General features: G+C 57.5%; 14 protein-coding genes. 10 read left to right on the forward strand and 4 right to left on the reverse strand.

Annotated features, from left to right (window positions below):
- Nucleotides 1–8 precede the first annotated feature (8 nt).
- On the reverse strand, nucleotides 9–962 hold the full coding sequence (gene trxB, locus RBB77_RS06525) for a thioredoxin-disulfide reductase (RefSeq protein ID WP_353065737.1): 954 nt from the start codon (nucleotides 960–962) through the stop codon (nucleotides 9–11).
- Between the two features lie 84 nt (nucleotides 963–1,046).
- Here trxB and RBB77_RS06530 point away from each other — a divergent pair, with 84 nt between their 5' ends.
- From RBB77_RS06530 to RBB77_RS06545, 4 genes are all read left to right on the forward strand, one after another.
- A complete protein-coding gene (locus RBB77_RS06530) occupies nucleotides 1,047–1,247 on the forward strand; it encodes an allantoinase (RefSeq protein WP_179586134.1) in 201 nt (66 codons plus the stop codon).
- 90 nt (nucleotides 1,248–1,337) lie between these two features.
- Nucleotides 1,338–2,075 carry a hypothetical protein gene (locus RBB77_RS06535; protein WP_353065739.1) on the forward strand — a complete coding sequence of 246 codons (738 nt, stop codon included), beginning with the start codon at nucleotides 1,338–1,340 and terminating at the stop codon, nucleotides 2,073–2,075.
- A complete protein-coding gene (locus tag RBB77_RS06540; RefSeq protein ID WP_353065740.1) occupies nucleotides 2,062–5,004 on the forward strand; it encodes an IPT/TIG domain-containing protein in 2,943 nt (980 codons plus the stop codon). The genes RBB77_RS06535 and RBB77_RS06540 overlap by 14 nt, the downstream gene beginning before the upstream one ends.
- 138 nt (nucleotides 5,005–5,142) lie before the next feature.
- Nucleotides 5,143–6,525, forward strand: a complete 1,383-nt coding sequence (locus RBB77_RS06545; RefSeq protein ID WP_353065742.1) for an NAD(P)/FAD-dependent oxidoreductase — start codon at nucleotides 5,143–5,145, stop codon at nucleotides 6,523–6,525.
- A 73-nt stretch (nucleotides 6,526–6,598) separates the two neighbouring features.
- Here RBB77_RS06545 and RBB77_RS06550 read toward each other — a convergent pair whose 3' ends face one another.
- Nucleotides 6,599–7,468: an aldo/keto reductase gene (locus tag RBB77_RS06550; protein ID WP_353065743.1), complete on the reverse strand. Its 870-nt coding sequence runs from the start codon at nucleotides 7,466–7,468 to the stop codon at nucleotides 6,599–6,601.
- A 3-nt stretch (nucleotides 7,469–7,471) separates the two neighbouring features.
- On the reverse strand, nucleotides 7,472–8,347 hold the full coding sequence (locus RBB77_RS06555) for an MBL fold metallo-hydrolase (protein WP_353065744.1): 876 nt from the start codon (nucleotides 8,345–8,347) through the stop codon (nucleotides 7,472–7,474).
- A gap of 346 nt (nucleotides 8,348–8,693) precedes the next feature.
- Here RBB77_RS06555 and RBB77_RS06560 point away from each other — a divergent pair, with 346 nt between their 5' ends.
- Nucleotides 8,694–9,635: a YihY/virulence factor BrkB family protein gene (locus tag RBB77_RS06560; RefSeq protein WP_353065746.1), complete on the forward strand. Its 942-nt coding sequence runs from the start codon at nucleotides 8,694–8,696 to the stop codon at nucleotides 9,633–9,635.
- Between the two features lie 2 nt (nucleotides 9,636–9,637).
- Here the strand turns inward: RBB77_RS06560 and RBB77_RS06565 are convergent, their stop codons facing one another.
- Complete coding sequence (locus tag RBB77_RS06565; protein WP_353065748.1) at nucleotides 9,638–11,521, reverse strand: M61 family metallopeptidase; 1,884 nt, start codon at nucleotides 11,519–11,521, stop codon at nucleotides 9,638–9,640.
- A 124-nt stretch (nucleotides 11,522–11,645) separates the two neighbouring features.
- On the opposite strand from RBB77_RS06565, the gene RBB77_RS06570 reads away from it, so the two are divergent.
- The 5 genes from RBB77_RS06570 to efp all read left to right on the forward strand — a co-directional run bounded on the left by RBB77_RS06570 (nucleotide 11,646) and on the right by efp (nucleotide 17,953).
- Nucleotides 11,646–13,697 carry a M13 family metallopeptidase gene (locus RBB77_RS06570; RefSeq protein ID WP_353065750.1) on the forward strand — a complete coding sequence of 684 codons (2,052 nt, stop codon included), beginning with the start codon at nucleotides 11,646–11,648 and terminating at the stop codon, nucleotides 13,695–13,697.
- 102 nt (nucleotides 13,698–13,799) lie between these two features.
- Entirely contained in the window at nucleotides 13,800–15,248 is a 1,449-nt protein-coding gene (locus RBB77_RS06575) for a sodium:solute symporter family protein (protein ID WP_353065751.1), read from the forward strand.
- Between the two features lie 113 nt (nucleotides 15,249–15,361).
- Nucleotides 15,362–16,642, forward strand: coding sequence for a diguanylate cyclase (locus tag RBB77_RS06580; RefSeq protein ID WP_353065753.1), 1,281 nt, complete (start codon nucleotides 15,362–15,364; stop codon nucleotides 16,640–16,642).
- A gap of 68 nt (nucleotides 16,643–16,710) precedes the next feature.
- Nucleotides 16,711–17,064 (forward strand): hypothetical protein, encoded by a 354-nt coding sequence (locus tag RBB77_RS06585; RefSeq protein WP_353065755.1) that lies wholly within the window; start codon nucleotides 16,711–16,713, stop codon nucleotides 17,062–17,064.
- 313 nt (nucleotides 17,065–17,377) lie between these two features.
- Nucleotides 17,378–17,953, forward strand: a complete 576-nt coding sequence (efp, locus tag RBB77_RS06590; protein WP_353065757.1) for an elongation factor P — start codon at nucleotides 17,378–17,380, stop codon at nucleotides 17,951–17,953.
- Nucleotides 17,954–18,015 lie beyond the last annotated feature (62 nt).

Here is an 18,015-nt window from a genome sequence, read left to right on the forward strand (position 1 = left end):
TCGTCGTCTCAGCGGCCGTGTTCTTCGAGGTATTTTTCGACCTCGAGGGCGGCCATGCAGCCGGAACCGGCGGCGGTGATGGCCTGGCGGTAACGGCGGTCCTGGATGTCTCCGCAGGCGAAGATGCCGGGGAGGATTTCGCCGTTGAGGGTGGTGAAGACGTTGTTGCGAGTGATGATGTAGCCCTCGGAGTCAAGGTCGATCATGCCGCGGAAGGCTTCGGCGTTGGGGATGTGGCCGATGGCGAGGAACATGAAGGAGACGGGCAGGACGTACGCTTCGCCAGAGACCTTGTTTTTGACGCGGAGGCCCTTGACGTCCTTGTCCTCTACGCCGAGCACCTCTTCGACGACGGTGCTGGAGAGGAACTTGACCTTGGGATGAGCTATGGCGCGATCGAGCATGATCTTCGAGGCGCGGAACTTTTCGCTGCGGTTGATGATCGTGACCTTGGTGGCGAAGCGGGTGAGAAAGAGAGCCTCTTCCATGGCAGTGTCTCCGCCGCCGATGACGGCGATCTCTTTGCCCGAGGCGAAGAAGCCGTCGCAGGTGGCGCAAGAGGTGACGCCGTGGCCGATGAGGGCCTGCTCGGAGGGGAGATTCAACCAGCGTGCACTGGCGCCCGAGGCGATGATGAGAGTGCGGGCGTGGATGGTCTCTTTGCCTAGGTTGAGGGCGAAGGGACGTTTGGAGAGATCGATGGAGCTGAGATGGGCGAGGCGCAGCTCTGCCCCGAAGCGGACCGCCTGCTTCTTCATGTTCTCGATGAGGTCGGGGCCTTGGACGCCCTCGGGCCAGCCGGGGAAGTTTTCAACCAGCGTGGTGATGGAGAGCTGGCCTCCGGGCTCGTGCCCTTCGAGGACGAGGGGTTTGAGGTTGGCGCGGCCAGTGTAGATGGCGGCGGTGAGTCCGGCGCACCCGGAACCGAGGATGACAGTGTCGTGCGTGATGTTTTCGGGCATATGAGCTCTCTTAGTGTAAATGCGCCAGCGAGCGAAAAGATGCAAACCGGCCTTTTGGGCGTGTTTGGTGAAAGAATTGAGGTTATGGCAAATCTGACCTTAGTGTATGGAATGAGGCTGTTACCTGCGGATGAAATCGCATCGGTGGGCGAGGCGCCCGTAACCCTGAAGAACGGCAACGAGGCGCATGTGACGCTGCATGTGCTCGAAGGCAGCCGGGAGGAGATTGAGGCGCAGCTGCGAATGAGTATCGACGCGTTCTTTGACTTCTATCCGGAGATCTAGCTGTTGCAGTGTCCGAAAATAGGACAACCGTTCGTAACGTGACTCTCCTGACGAAGAACAGGGAGAGGGCGGAGGGACGGGATGGCGGGGATGCTGCGAGTCTTTGTTCGGCTGAACGCTGCCGCCGTGCTGCTGATGGCTCCGATTGGCTGGGGGCAGGCCTCGTCCGCTAACGGAGCGCAAACAGCTACAGATGTTTTGCACCAGATGTCGGATCGGGCGGACGTCATCTTCATTGGGCAGGTGCTGACGGTGCATCTTCCCGAGGGCGGGAGCCCGGCTTCCGGGATTGTAGAGATTCAGTTTCGCGTCGATGAGGCGATTCGCGGGTGCAAAACGGGGCAGCCGTATGTTTTGCACGAGTGGGGAGGGCTTTGGGCAGGAGGCAGCGGGAGATACCGTGCCGGTCAGCGATTGCTGATGCTTTTGCATGCGCCTGGCGCGGGAGGACTGAGTTCGCCGGTTGGCGGGCTTGATGGAGCGATTCCCATTCGGCAGAGCACGACGGGGGCGCCGCCGGCGGAGAATGTAACGCCGCCTTCTCTGCCGTTTGTCGACCTTCGCTGGCTCGGAGCGAGAGTGCCGCGTGCGGTCTCCTATCGCGACGAGGCGGTGCGCCCGGCGAATGCGTTTCCGCAGTTGAGTCCGGGACAGCAGCGGGTCAAAACGGTGGTCGCATCGGGTGCTCGTGCCGGGGATGCGCCGATGATTCTGCCGCTCGGTTATACCAGTGCCGCCGATGCGTCGATCCCGGCGCAAGAGGCTTCGGTGGAGGTAGTGCTGGGGTTGTTGGCCACGTGGCAGAAGGCGGAGCATGGCACGCCCTGACACCAGCTTACGAATTCAATTCAATGCGTGGTTGCAGACTGTCCTGTTCGTGCTGTTTTGCTGGTTTGCGACCGCAGCGACTGCGTTGGCTGGCGGTCCACGCTGGGTGACGGGGCCGCCGTACTTTACGACCTCCGGAGCTCCGGTGGTTTGGTATACGAACCAGCCGCTTTATTTCACCGATCCTGGGGATCTGAGCTCGACGGTGAACCACGCGGCGGCGGACGCTCTTGTTGCTGCTGCGGCGGCGGTCTGGACTGTTCCGACTGCAACCCTTGTGCTGTCGCAGGGCGGAGCGCTGAATGAGCATGTCAGCGGAGCCAATGCTTTTCTGGGATCGAATGGGCCCATCTTTCCTGCCGATGTGCAGAGCAGCAACTATCTCGCCAAGCAGATCGCGGTGATTTACGACAGCGATGGGTCAATTACAGACCTTCTGCTGGGCAATGGGGCGAGCGATCCTTCGGGATGCCTGCAGAATGGCGTGACGGAGAGCGTTGATTCGATCGTGCCGGCTGGTTTCATTCAGCATGCGATTCTGATTCTCAATGGCCGCTGCACCGGGGCTGCGCCTGAGCAACAGATGCAGCTGCAGTATCAACTGATGCGCGCGTTCGGTCGTGTGCTTGGGTTGGGTTGGTCGCAGACCAATGACAACGTCTTCACGGACAGCCCGCAACCTACGTTCGACCAGGCGATGTTTTGGCCGGTGATGCATCCGATCGATATCATTTGTGGCCCGTATACCTACCAGTGCATGCCGCAGCCATTCACTCTTCGTCCGGATGATCTGTCGGCGCTGGCGCAACTCTACTTTATCGATCAAGGGCAGGCGGGCGCGGGCAAGATGGATAGCCTGCTGAACGCGAACCTGTTTGATGGGCATGTCATCTTTCCTACGGGAGAGGGAATGCAAGGGGTCAACGTCGTCGTGCGCCGATGGGCACAGTTTACCCTGCCGTCGGCGATCGAAGACAGGTATACGGTTTCCAGTGTGTCGGGCGCTCTGTTTCGCCAATCGAACGGCAATCCTGTGAGTGGCCCAGACTCGTCGTTTGCCGGAAGCCAAGGGAGCCAGAATTCATCGGACGAGGGCTATTATTTGCTGGACCGAATACCGATGCTTCCTGGCACCTATCAGCAGCTGGTTATAGAGACAGAGCCTGTCAATCCGCTGTATACGGGACAATATGCTGTGGGACCGTATGTCGCCAATACCGTCGCGCCGTCTGGATCGGATCCGGTGACGGCCTATGGAATCTTCGGCAGCTACGCCCAGCCGTTCGTAGATTTTGTGACGAACGATGCAGCTGCGAGCTGCAATACGACCACGGACGGAACCGAAGCCACTCCTGCGGCTGTGGCGTCGCAGGGGTGGTGGTCCGGGTTGCTCTGCGGGTATGGGCACTCCGCCTGGTCTTCGCTCTCGGTGAAAGCGAACCGCTCGGCGACGTTTGAGGTTACGGCGGAAGATGAACAGGGATTCGCGACCAGCGCCAAGGCGATGCCGGTGATTGGAATTTGGAATGCGACAGACGTGCTGGGCTCGTTGCCTGGCGTTGCGGGTGCTGGTGAGGCCTTCAACGGCGAGGCCAATGGGATGACTACGCTGACCACTACGTTTACGCAACCAAATCAGTTACGAATTGGGATCGCCGATCAGCGCGGAGATGGACGCCCGGACTTCAATTACGAGGCACGCGTACTTTATGCGGATTCGCTGAGTCCTGCAACGGTGAGCGCTGCGGGCGGTACGATTACGATCAGTGGAATGGGCTTTCGTACGGGCAATGCGGTGACAGTGAACGGTGTTGCCGCCACAGTTTCGAGCTGGACCGCAAACACGATTGTCGCTACTGTGCCTTCGATTCACGCACTCGGCTCGAGCACGGCGCTGGTTGCCGATGTCGCAGTTACGGATTTGTCTACCGGTGGGACAACTGTGATGACGCAGTCGCTGAGCTATGCTGCGCCGGTGCCTGTGCTTAGCCTGGTGAGTGCGCCTTCGGGTCTGGTGCAGCTCTCGCAACCTGCAGCGACGCCGTTTGCCGTGAAGGTGCTGAATGGCGATGGAGCGACTCCGGTCGTGGGCGAGGCTGTGACCTTTACCGCGACGAATGGCTCGGTGCAATTTTCTGCTTGTGGAACGGCCAGTTGTACCGTGAGTACAGGTGCGAATGGCATCGCCTCGACGGTTGTTACACCGATGAGCGCGGGCGGGATCACGCTGCAGGCGACCGGAGTGGACGGTACGGCGATTGCATCTTTCACGGCGGCTACACGCGTCCAAACCGCGACTGCGATACAGGCGGTCGAATATATCGTGGAGGGCGCGACTGTGGAATGGAGTCCGCAGCTTAGCGTAACCGATAACTTTGCTTCGACTGCGGGACTGCCGGTTGCTTGGCAGGCAATTTCAGGGGCGGTTTCGGTGTCGCCGGCAAGCTCTCAGGTCAACTCGCAGGAGATGGCGCAGACTGTTGCGACGGCTGGTCCGTTGACGGCTGGAGGACAGGCTGTCCTTTCTGGCTGCGCCTGGACGAACACCTGTGCTTCGTTTACGACGCAGGGCGTCGATCTTGCGGACCTGCGCTTGATTGCGGTTAGCGGAGCTGGTCAAATCGTTTCAGCGTCGGGTTCGCTTGCGTCGGTGGTGTTGCAAGTGACGGACACGGCATCGCATCCGGTTGCTGGCGCTGTCGTTCAGATCTACCAGACGGTTGATGCCTGGGAGGCGGCTTGTCCGGACCGGGGGCGTTGTCCGATTGCGCCTGTTCTTGCTTCGTCGCAGTCTTCGGCCGTCTCTGATGCGAATGGTTTTTTGACCGTGGCCCCGCAGCAGACTTCGAGTATCGCTGAAACGACGAATCTTGTTGCCGCTACAGGCACGCAGGGTTTTATTTCTCTTGCTCTGCAAAAGCAGCCCTGATTCCTTTGATGGAAGAAGCCAGGCTTCTCTGTAACTCCTCGGGGAGAAGACCGTCAAATCAGGCAGTGAATCTCGTGCAAAGCCGAAAAGGCTCTATTTGGCATCAAATAAGAGACAAGTAAATGAGGAGCCCGGACGATGGCGGTAGCGACGGCAGTGGGAAGCGGACCTGTACGGAAGCGGGTCGTCATTCTGGGTGGGGGTTTTGGGGGCATCAATGCGGTGACGGGTCTGGGGAAGCTTCCGGTTGACGTCACACTTGTGGATCGCAGAAACCATTACTTATTTCAGCCGTTGCTCTACCAGGTGGCGCTCGCGGTTCTTTCTCCGGCCGATATTGCGCAGCCGATTCGTGCGCTTGTACGCAATCATCCGAATGTCGACGTGCTGATGGATGAGGCGGTGGGATTCGATGTGGCGCAGCGGCGCGTACATCTGAAGACGGGTGTGGAGCTTGAGTACGACTACCTGATTGTCGCGACGGGCTCGACGCACTCTTATTTTGGAAAGGACGAGTGGGCTAAGCTTGCGCCCGGACTCAAAACAGTCGAAGATGCGACGGAGATTCGCCGGAGGGTTTTGCTCGCCTTCGAACTCGCAGAGCGGCAGATGATGGAGACCGGGACTCATCCTGCGCTGAACTTCGTGATTATCGGCGGGGGGCCGACGGGGGTCGAGCTTGCGGGAGCTATCAGCGACATTGCGCGACTGTACATGGCACGTGATTTTCGCCACATCGACCCTTCGATGGCGAAGGTTCTTATTCTGGAGGGCGGCCCGAATATTTTGACTGCTTATCCCACGGATCTGCAACAGAAGGCGATTGAGCAGCTTGCCGAGCTCGGTGTGATGGTTCGGACCGGCGCCCATGTGAGTGATGTGCAGCCGGGTTATGTGATGGTGGGGGAGGAACGCATCGATGCGGTGGTTACGCTGTGGGCGGCAGGAGTGCAGGCCTCGCCGCTAGGCAAGATGCTTGGCGCGGAGACAGATAGACGTGGTGCGGTGATTGTCGATGGGCATCTTAATCCGCCGGGGCATCCGGAGATCTTTATCTGCGGGGATCTTGCGCACTTCGAGCAGGATGGCAAGCAGGTGCCGGGTGTGGCTCAGCCTGCCATGCAGATGGGAACCTATGCTGCGAAACGTATTGGCCGGTTGGTCGCTGCCGCCTCAGGGAGTGACGGGAGCGGCAAGGACAAAGAGTTTCGGTACTTTGACAAAGGCGATATGGCGACGATCGGACGCAAGGCAGCGGTTGCTAAGATCGAGTGGCCGTTCAAGGCACATTGGAGCGGATTTCCTGCGTGGATGACGTGGCTGGTCGTGCACATCTTTTTTCTTATCGGTTTTCGGAATCGGCTTGCCGTCTTCCGCCAGTGGGCGTGGACGTATCTAACGTTCAAAGATGGGGCGCGGCTGATTACGGGCTCGCAGGAGCTTCCCGGCTGGAATGCGCAGGAGGAACATACGGGAGTTCTTCCGACCAAACCGCTGGATATGAGTTCGCCCAAAACATAATCCGGATGACAGGGCTAAATAGGAAAGAGCCGCATGATGGCGGCTCTTTCCCGGTTGGAATGGATTTTGGTGGTTATTTCGCGGAGTCTTCGATCTCTTTCCACTCGGCTGCCGATAGCTTTACATCGGCTGCGGCGACGTTCTCTTCGAGGTGCTTTACCGAGGTCGTTCCCGGGATGGGCAGCATGACGGGGGAGCGATGGAGCAGCCACGCGAGTGAGAGTTGCGAGACCGTTGCATGGTGTTTCTTCGCGGCGGAGTCGAGTTTGCCGCCGGGCTGAGCGAGCTTACCTGCTGCTACAGGGAACCAGGGGATAAACGCGATTTTGTGTTTGGCGCAGTAGTCGACAACGTCCTCGTGCTGGCGGTCGCCGATGTTGTACTGATTTTGCACGCTCACGATCTCGACCACTTTACGAGCCTGGTCAATTTCGTGAGGTTTCACCTCGCTTAATCCGATGTGTCGGATCTTGCCCTGTTCCTGTAGTTTTTTGATTGCGCCGAGCGACTCCTCGACCGGCACCTTCGGGTCGATGCGGTGTAGTTGCCACAGGTCGATCCGTTCAAGTTTCAATCTGCGCAGGCTCATCTCCACCTGCTGGGTCAGGTACTCGGGGCGGCCTACGGGCAGCCACTGATTTGGTCCCTGGCGTGTGAGGCCGCCTTTGGTTGCGATGATGACATCCTTTGCGTAAGGAGCTAGCGCCTCGCCGATGAGTTGTTCGCTCACATCGGGTCCGTAGGCGTCGGCGGTATCGATGAAGTTGATGCCGAGTTCGACGACGTGTCGCAGAACCTTTTTTGCGCCTTCGATATCTTTGGGGTCGCCCCAGATCCCGTCGCCGGTGATCCGCATTGCCCCATATCCCATGCGATTGACGGTGAGATCGCCGCCGATCGAAAACGTGCCGCTTGCCTTCGCGTTTACGGTTGAAGTTGTCATAAGCTATCGGATGCTGGTCGCCGGGTGAAGATGCATCGTCTCGCCCTCGCCCAGAATTTTTATTTTTCGGTTGATTCCGAGTCTTTGTGCCTCCGCTTCGAGGCGCTGTACGGGCTCTTCCATCGGCTCGCGGCCGAGGCGGAAGGTCCCATAGTGCATCGGCACCATCTGCTCGGCTCCGAGTTCGACGAAGGCGCGCACGGCCTCTTCCGGGCTGGTGTGCACGGAGCGGTAGGTGTCTGGAAAATAGGCGCCTATGGGCAGGAGGGCAACTTCGGGTTTGAGTTTTGCGCCAATCTCGCGGAAGCCGTCGAAGTAAGCGGTATCGCCAGAGTGGTAGACCGACTGGCCGCCGCCGTGGACGACATATCCGCCGTAGCCACGGTGGGTGTCGCGAAACATTCTTGCTCCCCAATGTTTGCAGGGAGTCATGGTTATCGTGAGGCCTTGTATTTCAATCTGTTCCCACCATGCCAGGCCGTGAATTCGCGAGAAGCCAAGGCGTTCCACGAGGTCCTCGACGCCGCGCGGCACTACGACCTCGGGAGTCTGGCCGGTTAGCTTTCGGGTTGCGCGGATGACGCGGCGCAGAGATGCCATATCGAGGTGGTCCATGTGGGCGTGGGTGAGAAGAACCACGTCGATGGCTGGCAACGCTTCGACTGTGACGCCAGGACGCCGTTGGCGGCGCAGGAGAACCAGGCGTTTTGAGAAGACAGGGTCGACGAGCAGCTTTCGCCCATGAACTTGCAGAAGAAACGAGGAGTGACCAATGAAAGTGACTCCAAGTTCGTTGCGGTCCACCAGCTCGACGGGCCGGGAGATTCCGGTCATCGGTTGCTCGTGACTCTCGCGCACCAACCGCCAGAGCTGTTCCATCTTTCTAACTGCGAATGGTCTGCCTCGCCAGGTTCTTTGCATTCATCTCACCAATAAATAGATGCTCCAAGCGATCTTATGGACCAGATGCCGGTGGAAAACGATCTTGTAATGGGTTTCCCTTTGGGCTGGAGCGGCATCTACCTTGCCAGAATGCCTGCTGGGAGCGCCTCGTAGAGAGACTTAGCGAGGGGAACCAGCATGCAGAGGGAGCGTCGCCATCTCTTCCGCCGATCCCATCCTCGATCCTGTTCATGGCGTCCGTGTTCAACGGCGCATATGGGATCTTGTGTCGCGGTCGCCGCTTCAATCTCTTTGGAATTTTGAGGGCATCCCGATCCGGGCTGTGGCGAAGCATACCTGGAGGTCCTTTCTGGACGATAACCTGGTGGGGCGTGCTGCCGAACTTGGTTTCTACTTTATCTTTGCGTTGTTTCCAAGCTTGTTTACGGCGACGTCGCTGCTTGGATTGGCTGCTCGCTCGGCATCGCACATCTATTACTCTCTGCTGGGCTATCTCTCGATTGTTATCCCGCGAGATGCGATGGGGACGGTGCTAGAGACCTTCAACCAGACAACTGCCGCGGCTACTGGCGGGAAGCTTACCTTTGGGTTGGCTGCGGCGGTGTGGAGTGCTTCGGTGGGATTTTCCGCGATTCAGGACTCGCTTAATGTGGTCTATAAGGTCAAGGAGACTCGCTCCTACTTTGCAGCTCGATTTTCCGCGATTGGCGTGACCATACTCTTGATGGGACTGGTGACGCTGATGCTAGCCTCACTGCTGGGGGGTGACTTTTTTGCCCGCCTCGCTCACCTGCATATCTACGACCATTTTTTTGCCGCGCTCGTAGCGCTTGTGGCTCGCGTCTTTGGATGGCTGTTCGCCGTGGTTCTGTTGTCGCTGTTCTTTGCGGTTATCTATTACTTCGCGCCGGATGTAAAACGAAGTCAATGGCATTGGCTTACGCCAGGCGCGGCCGTAGGCATTGTGGGATGGCTCATCACTTCGATTGGACTTCGGCTCTATGTTCACTACTTCGACAATTACTCGGTGACCTATGGGTCGTTAGGCGCTGTGATCATCCTGCTGACGTGGTTTTATTTGACGGGTCTTATGCTGCTGCTGGGGGCTGAGATCAATAGCGAAATAGAGGCCGCCGCTGCAGCGAAGCGTCTGCTCGTTCTCGAGCAAAACAGCCTTGCTGCAGCGGCGGCTCCGGCTAATCCAACGCTGGTTTCTGCTGCAGATTCGTCAAGCGCCGAATCTGCTCCTAAGCCTGCTGCCTGATCTTACTTCGCTGCGGGCTTCAGAATGTCATCCAAGCGATCGGGCACCGAGGAGACGCGCTCAAGCTGGGGATAACGCTCGCCATCGTGATAGTCCAGTTTGACCACCTTGTAGTAGCCGGTGTTGAAGACGATGAGCTCGACGGCCGGACCGGAATCTTTGGCGTCGTGAATTGCGGCCTTGAGGACATCGGGAGTGTAGGCGCGGCCGTTCACTGCCAGGATCTTCATCCCCGGACCGATACCGGCTTTATCGGTGACACCGCCTTTGAGGACGTCTGAGATATTGCCTGCCTTGTTGGCGTGGAAGCCGATGGAATACCAGAAGTCGAAGCTTTCCATCTGCTGGTCCTCGAGCGTGCTCCAAGGGTTTGGCTTGTCTGTGTAAGTGAGCCTGTAGCCGCCGTTTTCGATACCCCCCATGGGGGCTTGAGAGGAGTGCGAATCGAGGCGCGAGCGGAGGAACGTGGCCCAGTCGTTGGGTGCGACATCGTTGAGTACCGCAACGACATCTTCGAAGGTGTAGGGCACGACCTTTGGTCCTGTGTCTCCGCCGCGGCCGTGAAACTTCGCGACGAAGTCGTCGATCGATTTTTTGCCATTGGTCATCTTGCGAATCGTCGTGTCGACGTCGAGCCAGATGAGTTCTCCCTCGTCGTAGTAGTCCACGTTGAGGCGCCAGTTGTCCCATCCCACGCCAGTGGAGTAGAACATCTGTGCTGAGGTCGCGGTGTCTTGAACATCACGCCAGGTGCGGCCTGGCCGGTTGTTGTACTCCGCTGCGATGGTCGAGAGCCGCTGTTTGTACTGGTCGGCTGTCCAGATGCCGCAACGTGCGGCGAGTACATCGCCCAGGTACTCGGTCAAACCTTCGTACACCCAGAGGAGGTCGCCTTCCATCGGCTTCTGATAGTTGTTGGTGGCGAGGCCGGCGGGGCGACGGTATTTGCCGTTCCAGCTATGCGTGAACTCATGCGGAAGCAGCAGGCCATCGAGCACAAACTCGCGATCGTCGGTGAAGGTAGTGGCTGGCACGCGGTCGTCGCTGGACTGATGATGCTCAAGGCCGAAGTGCGCGACCTCGTCGCTGAGCGTGACGAGGAAGTGGTAGGAGCCGTAGTGGCGCGACTTATAGAGGGCGCCGGTCTCGCGCACGAGTTTGTCGAAGTCGGCGATGTGTTCTTTGGACAGATCCAGTTGCTCGGGGCCGTCGGCTGCCATGTCGAGATAATGCTTCGGCGAAATCTCAGGAGCGAGGGGAATCTCGCGGAAGTATCGACCGGCGAGGACGGGGGAGTCGACTAATTGCTCGAGGCTTAGGGTTTTGAAGGTTGATGTTTGGCCGGATCCGCCATCTTTGTCCAATGCTGTTCCGAGATTCCACCCAACCGGCAACTTCACAGAGGGGGTGAACATGACACTGGTGGCGTCGGTATCGGCGGGGTATACCAAAAGCGTGTTCCAGCTGAGAAGAGCGAGGTTTTCGCTGGTCGATCCACCTGCAGAGTATCCAGAGGTGCCGGCGGTTGCGAGGAAGTCAATTTTCATCTCTAACTGCGTGACGCCCTGTGGAACGGTGATGTGGTAGGCGAACATATCCACCTTGTCGCGCTCCCATCTGATCGGCTGACCGTTTGCCGTGATGAAGAAGCCGGCCATGTTATCGATGGGCCCTGTTGGCCCATGCTCTCCGGGGATCCACTTGGGGTAGACGAGGGTGAGGGGGCCGGCTGACACCGGCATGACCTCGATTGCGTGGAGTATCTTGCGGGGAGCATCAGTGAGATCGACACTGAGGGTGATTGGCGCAGTCTGCGCCCCTGCCATCAAACCGCCTACGGTTGTTGCCAGAGCTACTCCGGCACACTTCTTCCAAAAACCAGCCATTGTTCCGCCTTCCGCTTGCTATGTTGAACCGCAACCAGTCTAACCTTGGCCGACTGACCTTTGGAATGGATCGGCGTGCTTTGCAGGCGTTTTTACGGATAGGATGGTGCACACAGGAGAACTCATGCTCTCGAAGCTACCGGTCGCCCTGGCGGCCACTGCACTCTGCCTCGTCGTGATGCGCCTTCCCGCGCAAGAAGCAGCTCAGCCACTTCAATCGATGCCTTATTCGCCGTCGCTTGATCTTTCGAGCCTGGACCGCTCCGTGGACCCGTGTGTCGATTTTTATAAGTTCACGTGTGGGGGCTGGCAGAAGAAGAATCCGATTCCCTCCGACCGGGCCAGTTGGAGCGTCTACGCCAAGCTGGGTAATGATAATGAGCAATTTTTGTGGGGAATTCTCGAGGCAGATGCGAAGGCGACCGATCGTACCGCGGTTCAGCAGAAGGTGGGCGATTACTTTGCGGCCTGCATGAACACGACAGCGATTGATGCATTGGGTGTAAAGCCGGTGCAGCCAGGACTTGCGCGGATCGACGCATTGAAGACGCGGCCGGAGCTTATTCAGGGGATAGCCTCGCTGCATCATGAGTATGAGGGCAGCTTTTTCTTCGGCTCCAGCACTGACCAAGATGCGCTCGACTCCTCGCTGGTGATCGTGGAGGTTGAGGCGGGCGGACTTGGTCTTCCTGACCGTGACTACTACCTGAAGACGGATGACAAAAGTGTGAAGCTGCGCGAGCAGTACGTTGCATACATTCAAAAGCTGATGATGCTTGGTGGTGAATCGGCGGCCCAGGCGAAGTCTGATGCTGATGCGACTCTACGCGTCGAGACCGCTCTCGCGAAAGCATCTCTCACGCGGGTGGAGCGGCGGGATCCGCATAATACGTACCACATGATGACGATCGAAGAGCTTGGCAAGATTGCCCCTTCCTTCGATTGGCCACGCTATTTCGCAACGCAGGGTGCGCCGGGCGTAGCGAAGGTGAATGTAGCGCAGCTGGAGTTTATCAAGGCAGTTCAGGCGGAGCTTACGACTGAGTCGATTGACGCACTTCGTGGCTATCTGCGGTTCCACTTGCTTACATCTGCGGCACCGTATCTGGCGCACCCGCTGCAGCAGGCCGACTTCGATTTTTATTCGACGACACTGCGCGGGGTTCCAGCGATGCCTCCGCGCTGGAAGACTTGCACGCGTGGAGTTGATGGCGACCTGGGAGAAGCACTGGGGCAGGAGTTTGTGAAGCGCACTTTTTCTGCCGACACGAAGGCCAAGACGCAGCAGATGACCGAACAGGTAGAAGCTGCCATGCAGCATGAGATTGAGAATCTCGATTGGATGAGTCCTGCAACGAAGCAAGAGGCACTGCGCAAGCTGAAGGTGATTCGCAATAAGATTGGCTACCCGGATCAGTGGCGCGACTATACGGCTCTCGAGATCAGGCCCGACGACTACATTGGCAATGTGACGCGGTCTTACCGCTTCGAGGACGCACGCCAGTGGCACAAGCTGGGAAAGCCAGTCGACCGGAACGAGTGGGGCATGACGCCGCCAACGGTGAACGCCTACTTCAATTCGCAGATGAACGATATCAACTTTCCTGCGGGCGTTCTACAGCCGCCGCTCTACGATACGAAGCTGGACGATGCGCCGAACTATGGCAACACGGGAGCGACGATCGGCCATGAACTGACGCACGCCTTCGATGATGAAGGACGGCAGTTTGATGACAAGGGGAACCTTCGCGACTGGTGGACGGCCGCCGATGCAAAGGGCTTCGAGAACCGTATCAACTGCGTTCGCGATCAGTATGCGCAATATGTTGTTGTGGACGATATTCATATCAACTCGAAGCTGACCAGCGGCGAAGACGTGGCCGATCTGGGTGGGACGCTGCTCGCATATATTGCGTGGAAGAAGCAGACTGCAGGGCAGCAGCTAGAGAGTGTGGACGGGTTTACGCCTGACCAACGATTTTTCGTTGGGATGGCACAATGGGCTTGCGAGAACCAGCGTCCAGAGGTGCTGCGGGTTCGGGCGATAACGGATCCTCACTCACCAGGTTATGCGCGCATCAATGGCGTGGTTTCGAATCTGCCTGAGTTTCAGAAGGCGTTTAGTTGCAAGGCAGGCCAGCCGATGGTGCATGCTCCGACGTGCAAAGTCTGGTAGGGGAGTGCTCCCGTTTCGAGTACCAGTGGCTCCGCGATTTTTTTTGATGCGGGGCGGGCGGTGTTGTAATCAGCTTCTAGACAGTACACTTGACCCTACCAAATGAATCTTTACGCGATTGTTCTTTCGGCTATTGTTGTCACCCTGCTAACGGTATCGCTGACCCGTCTTGGCAAGGTGAAGACCAAGGCCGATTATCTTGTGGCCGGCCGCTCGCTGCCCGCCTTTGTTCTGGTCTTCACGTTGCTGTCGAGTTGGATTGGCTCGGGGTCGCTGCTTGGCGGCGCAGAGAATGCGTACAGGCACGGCTTTGCGGCGCTATGGCAGGGCGGCGGCGGCTGGGCCGGACTCCTGCTGATCTATTTCATTGCGCCACGGGCGAGAAAGTTCGCGCAGTTCACTATTCCGGATCTGTTGGAGGTTCGTTATAACCAGGCTGCCCGCATCCTTGGTGTCATCGCGATTCTCTTCTGCTATACCGCTGTGACGAGCTACCAATTTGTTGGTGGCGGCGATATTCTCCACCTGATCTTTCCGGACGTTATTACCCCTGACTTCGGCAAATATATTATTGCGGCGTTTGTCATTGTCTTTACCGCCATCGCCGGGATGGCCTCCGTCGCCTATATGGATGTGGCGATTGGACTGCTCGCTACTTTCACGATGATTATCGCTTTGCCAATTCTTACTCACCATGCGGGAGGGTGGTCTGCGATTCATGCGAGCCTTCCTGCTACCCACTTTGAGGTCTTCGGTGACTTGTCGCACATTCGATGTCTGGAGCTCTTTCTTCCGACCTGCTTGTTGCTGCTTGGGAATCAGTCGATGTATCAGAAGTTTTTCTCGGCGAAGTCCGAAAAGGACGCCACGCGCGCGGTGGTTGGATGGATCATCGGCACGGTTATTCTCGAGACCGTTATTGTGGCGCTCGCGGTCACGGGGTCGAGTCTGTTTCCTAGTGGAGAGGTCGAAGCACGTCCTCGCGAGATTCTTGCTTACCTTGGGTTGCACGGTTTTTCTGGTTCGGGCCCGCTTCGTCTGTTGGGCGCGCTGCTGATGGGCGCTATCTTCGCGAAGATTATTTCAACGGCGAACAACTGGCTGTTCTCTCCATCGACCAATCTTGTCAACGACATCTACCTCCGCTATATCAATCCGGAGGCGTCCAATAAGAAGACCCTTGCCGTCTCTCGTCTTATGGTCGTTCTGCTTGGGCTGTGGGCGCTCTATCAGTCGCTCCATATCGAATCAGTGTTGAAGAAGTCGCTTTACGCTTACACGATTTACGGTGCTGCCTTGACGCCAGTTATCCTTGCCACGTTTTACTGGAGGCGCGCGACGGCCGCGGGGGCTGTGGCCAGCATTGCGGTCGGCACCTTCGTGACGGTCTTCTGGGATACGGGATTGGTCCACTCCCATCTTCCGGCGATCATCGGCGAACGCGACGCTATTCTTCCGGCGCTGCTGGCGTCGTTGCTGTGTCTGGTGATTGTCAGCCTGTTGACCACCCCGCCCACGGAGAAGCAGCTCAAGCCATTTTCCGAAGCTTGATAAGGCTACCTTTTGTGCCTTATTAACGGTAGTGTTCCATACTGAACTACTTACTCCCAGCTGACGCGCAATTCTTTGGACTGATAGCGGCGACAAAGTCGCATGAAAGATAGATGAACTACCGACTGACTCCTGACCTGGCCGCAATGGCAACGCTTCTCACGATCCTGTACTTTCTGCGCAAACGCCATCCGCAGGAGAGGGTCGATCTTTGGATCAGTGGCCTGCTGTTCATCTTTCTTGAGGCCATTGCTCACGCCTTTTATTCGCCTAAGGGGCCATGGCACGTTAGTTCGCACGTCGTGGCGCTGGATGCGTACCTTGCAGCTGGAGGTATCTTTCTGTGGGCTGCCTCAAAGGCTCTCTTTCCGCGCAAACAGACGCTTTATTATCTGTTCCTGAATGCTCTACCCCTCTTTGCTGTTCTTACGACGTATGGCCTTGATGTCCGGACGGCGGCGATCTACCGGGTCTTCATTGTCTGCGGTCTTCTGGTCGGAGCAGTCAGCCCGTTTTTGCTTGCCCGCACCTGGAAGTTGGGGGGTGCCTGGTGGATTGTTGCGGCACAGATCTGTGTCTGGGGCTCGGCCTGGTTTTTCGCCTCGAACGGCATGTATCGCGACACGGCATATATCCCGCTCTTCGCCGTCTACCTCGCGACGGCCATCGTCTTTCAGCTCAGCCTGCCCAGCCGGAGCCTCGGCAAGGTTGCGGTCGTTCTCGGTTTTACCCTGTGGGCTTTGGTCTTTCTACTACATTCATGGGTTACCAACCACCCGCAGTACATCGATATTGCGTCGCAGATATGGGACATGCAGAAGTTTTTGGTTACGATCGGCATGCTGCTGGTGATGTTGGAACACCAGGTCTCGAGCAACGAATGGTACGCGTTCCATGACCATTTGACGGGCCTGCCAAATCGGCGGCGCTTTGAGGACCTCCTGGTGGAGGCGCTGAGGCGGTCGGAGCGTAACCATACGCGTACCGCATTGCTGATGCTCGATCTCAACGGATTCAAGCAGATTAACGATTCCTACGGGCATGACGCGGGCGATGAGTTGCTGCAACGGGTTGCGCATAACCTTCGGGCCGCGATCCGAGCTCCGGACACCCTTGCCCGCCTCGGGGGAGACGAATTTATCGTGATTGTTACGGATCTGCCTGTCGACGGACCGGTAGACCATATCGCGGACAACTGCGTTGGGCGACTCTCCGGGGCGCTCCGCAAGCCAGTGCAGATCAACGGCAACGCGGTGACCGTGAGCGGAAGCATCGGCGTCGCCGTCTATCCGGACGACACGACCGATGAGGTATTTCTGCGCCGTCTCGCTGATCAACGCATGTATCAGGAAAAGCGTCAGATTCCGCTAATCGTTCAATTCGAGGAAAAGTGAATTTTCACACTCACTTTTTTCAATCTGCTGCATCCTATTCCAGTACACATTTTCAACAGGAGATTTTTATGGCACTTGAGACCCTAACCTTCGACTTCAACGCAACCTTTTTCCCCTTGGGTCCGGATTTCATTGCCGCCTTTGAATACAGCTCGCTTGACTCCCCTGCAGGTTACGCCACGTCTGAATCACTCAGCGTCGCGAAGAAAGCAGTCGAAGACGACGATGATGAGTTCGAGGATGATGACGACGAAGAGGAGGACGAGGATGACGATGAGGATGAGTACGAGGACGACGAAGAAGTAGATGAAGATGATGACGAAGATGATGAGTACGAGGATGACGACGAAGAAGAAGATGATGAGGATGACGACGAAGACGATGATGACGTCGACGAACTTCAGGTCGGGCGGCGATTTTAGCTTACCGGTGAGAACTCGCCCGGGTCAGATCTTCAGCTTCGATCTTTTACTGCTGTCGGAATGAACGGGTGACGGGCTGGCAACTCACTTCGAGGAACGGGGACAGGCCAACGCGCGGGGGAAGCGGCTAAGACTATCGGCCTATTTGGGTTACGCCAATTTCCAACTTCACTCCTGGATCGTGGGAGCCATGAATCGGCTCAGCGCGCTGTTATTCTATGGTCATCCGGGCCTCAACCGACAATGAGGCGACTAAGCTCTTTGGTGGAATCACCACTTTCAACCCGCGTTAACGAAGTATTTGAGGAGGTCCATGGCTGCATTGATCGACGCCATCGACGTAAAGCGCAAGATGTCTTTTGAGTATGAAAACGTTCCGTTCTGCTGTCTGGAAGCGGAGATCTCCACCCCTACGGCCAGAGGCGGACAGACACTGGTTCGTTTGCGGATGCGGAATATGCTTACGCGCGCTGTCTTCGATAAGACATTCAAGGCGAGCGACAAGTTCAAGGAGCCGGATCTCCAGACGGTTGGGGCGTCGTACCTCTACAGCGATGGAGACGGTTCTTATTTTATGGATCAGGAGAGTTTTGAGACTCTCGTTCTTAGCAATGAGATGGTCGGGGACGCAGTAGACTTTCTCGTTGAGGGAATCCTGATTCAAATTGATAAATACAACGGCAATCCCATTGGGCTGCAGCTGCCAATCCACGTGGAACTCTCCGTCGCACAAACAGAACCGGCAGTTCGCGGCGATACTGCCAGCGGGGGCGTGACCAAACCAGCCAAGCTGGAGACAGGTGTCGAAATCCGTGTGCCCTCGTTTATTAAAGAGGGGGAGAAAATTAAGGTGAACACAGAGACTCGAGAGTTTGCCGGGCGAGCCTGACTGCTTGAGGACCACGTCCTGGTGGATTGCGGCCAGGACGAGCCAACACGGTCCCCGATGGA

Origin of the sequence: Tunturibacter psychrotolerans (assembly GCF_040359615.1) — a bacterium.
GTDB classification, from domain to species: domain Bacteria; phylum Acidobacteriota; class Terriglobia; order Terriglobales; family Acidobacteriaceae; genus Edaphobacter; species Edaphobacter psychrotolerans.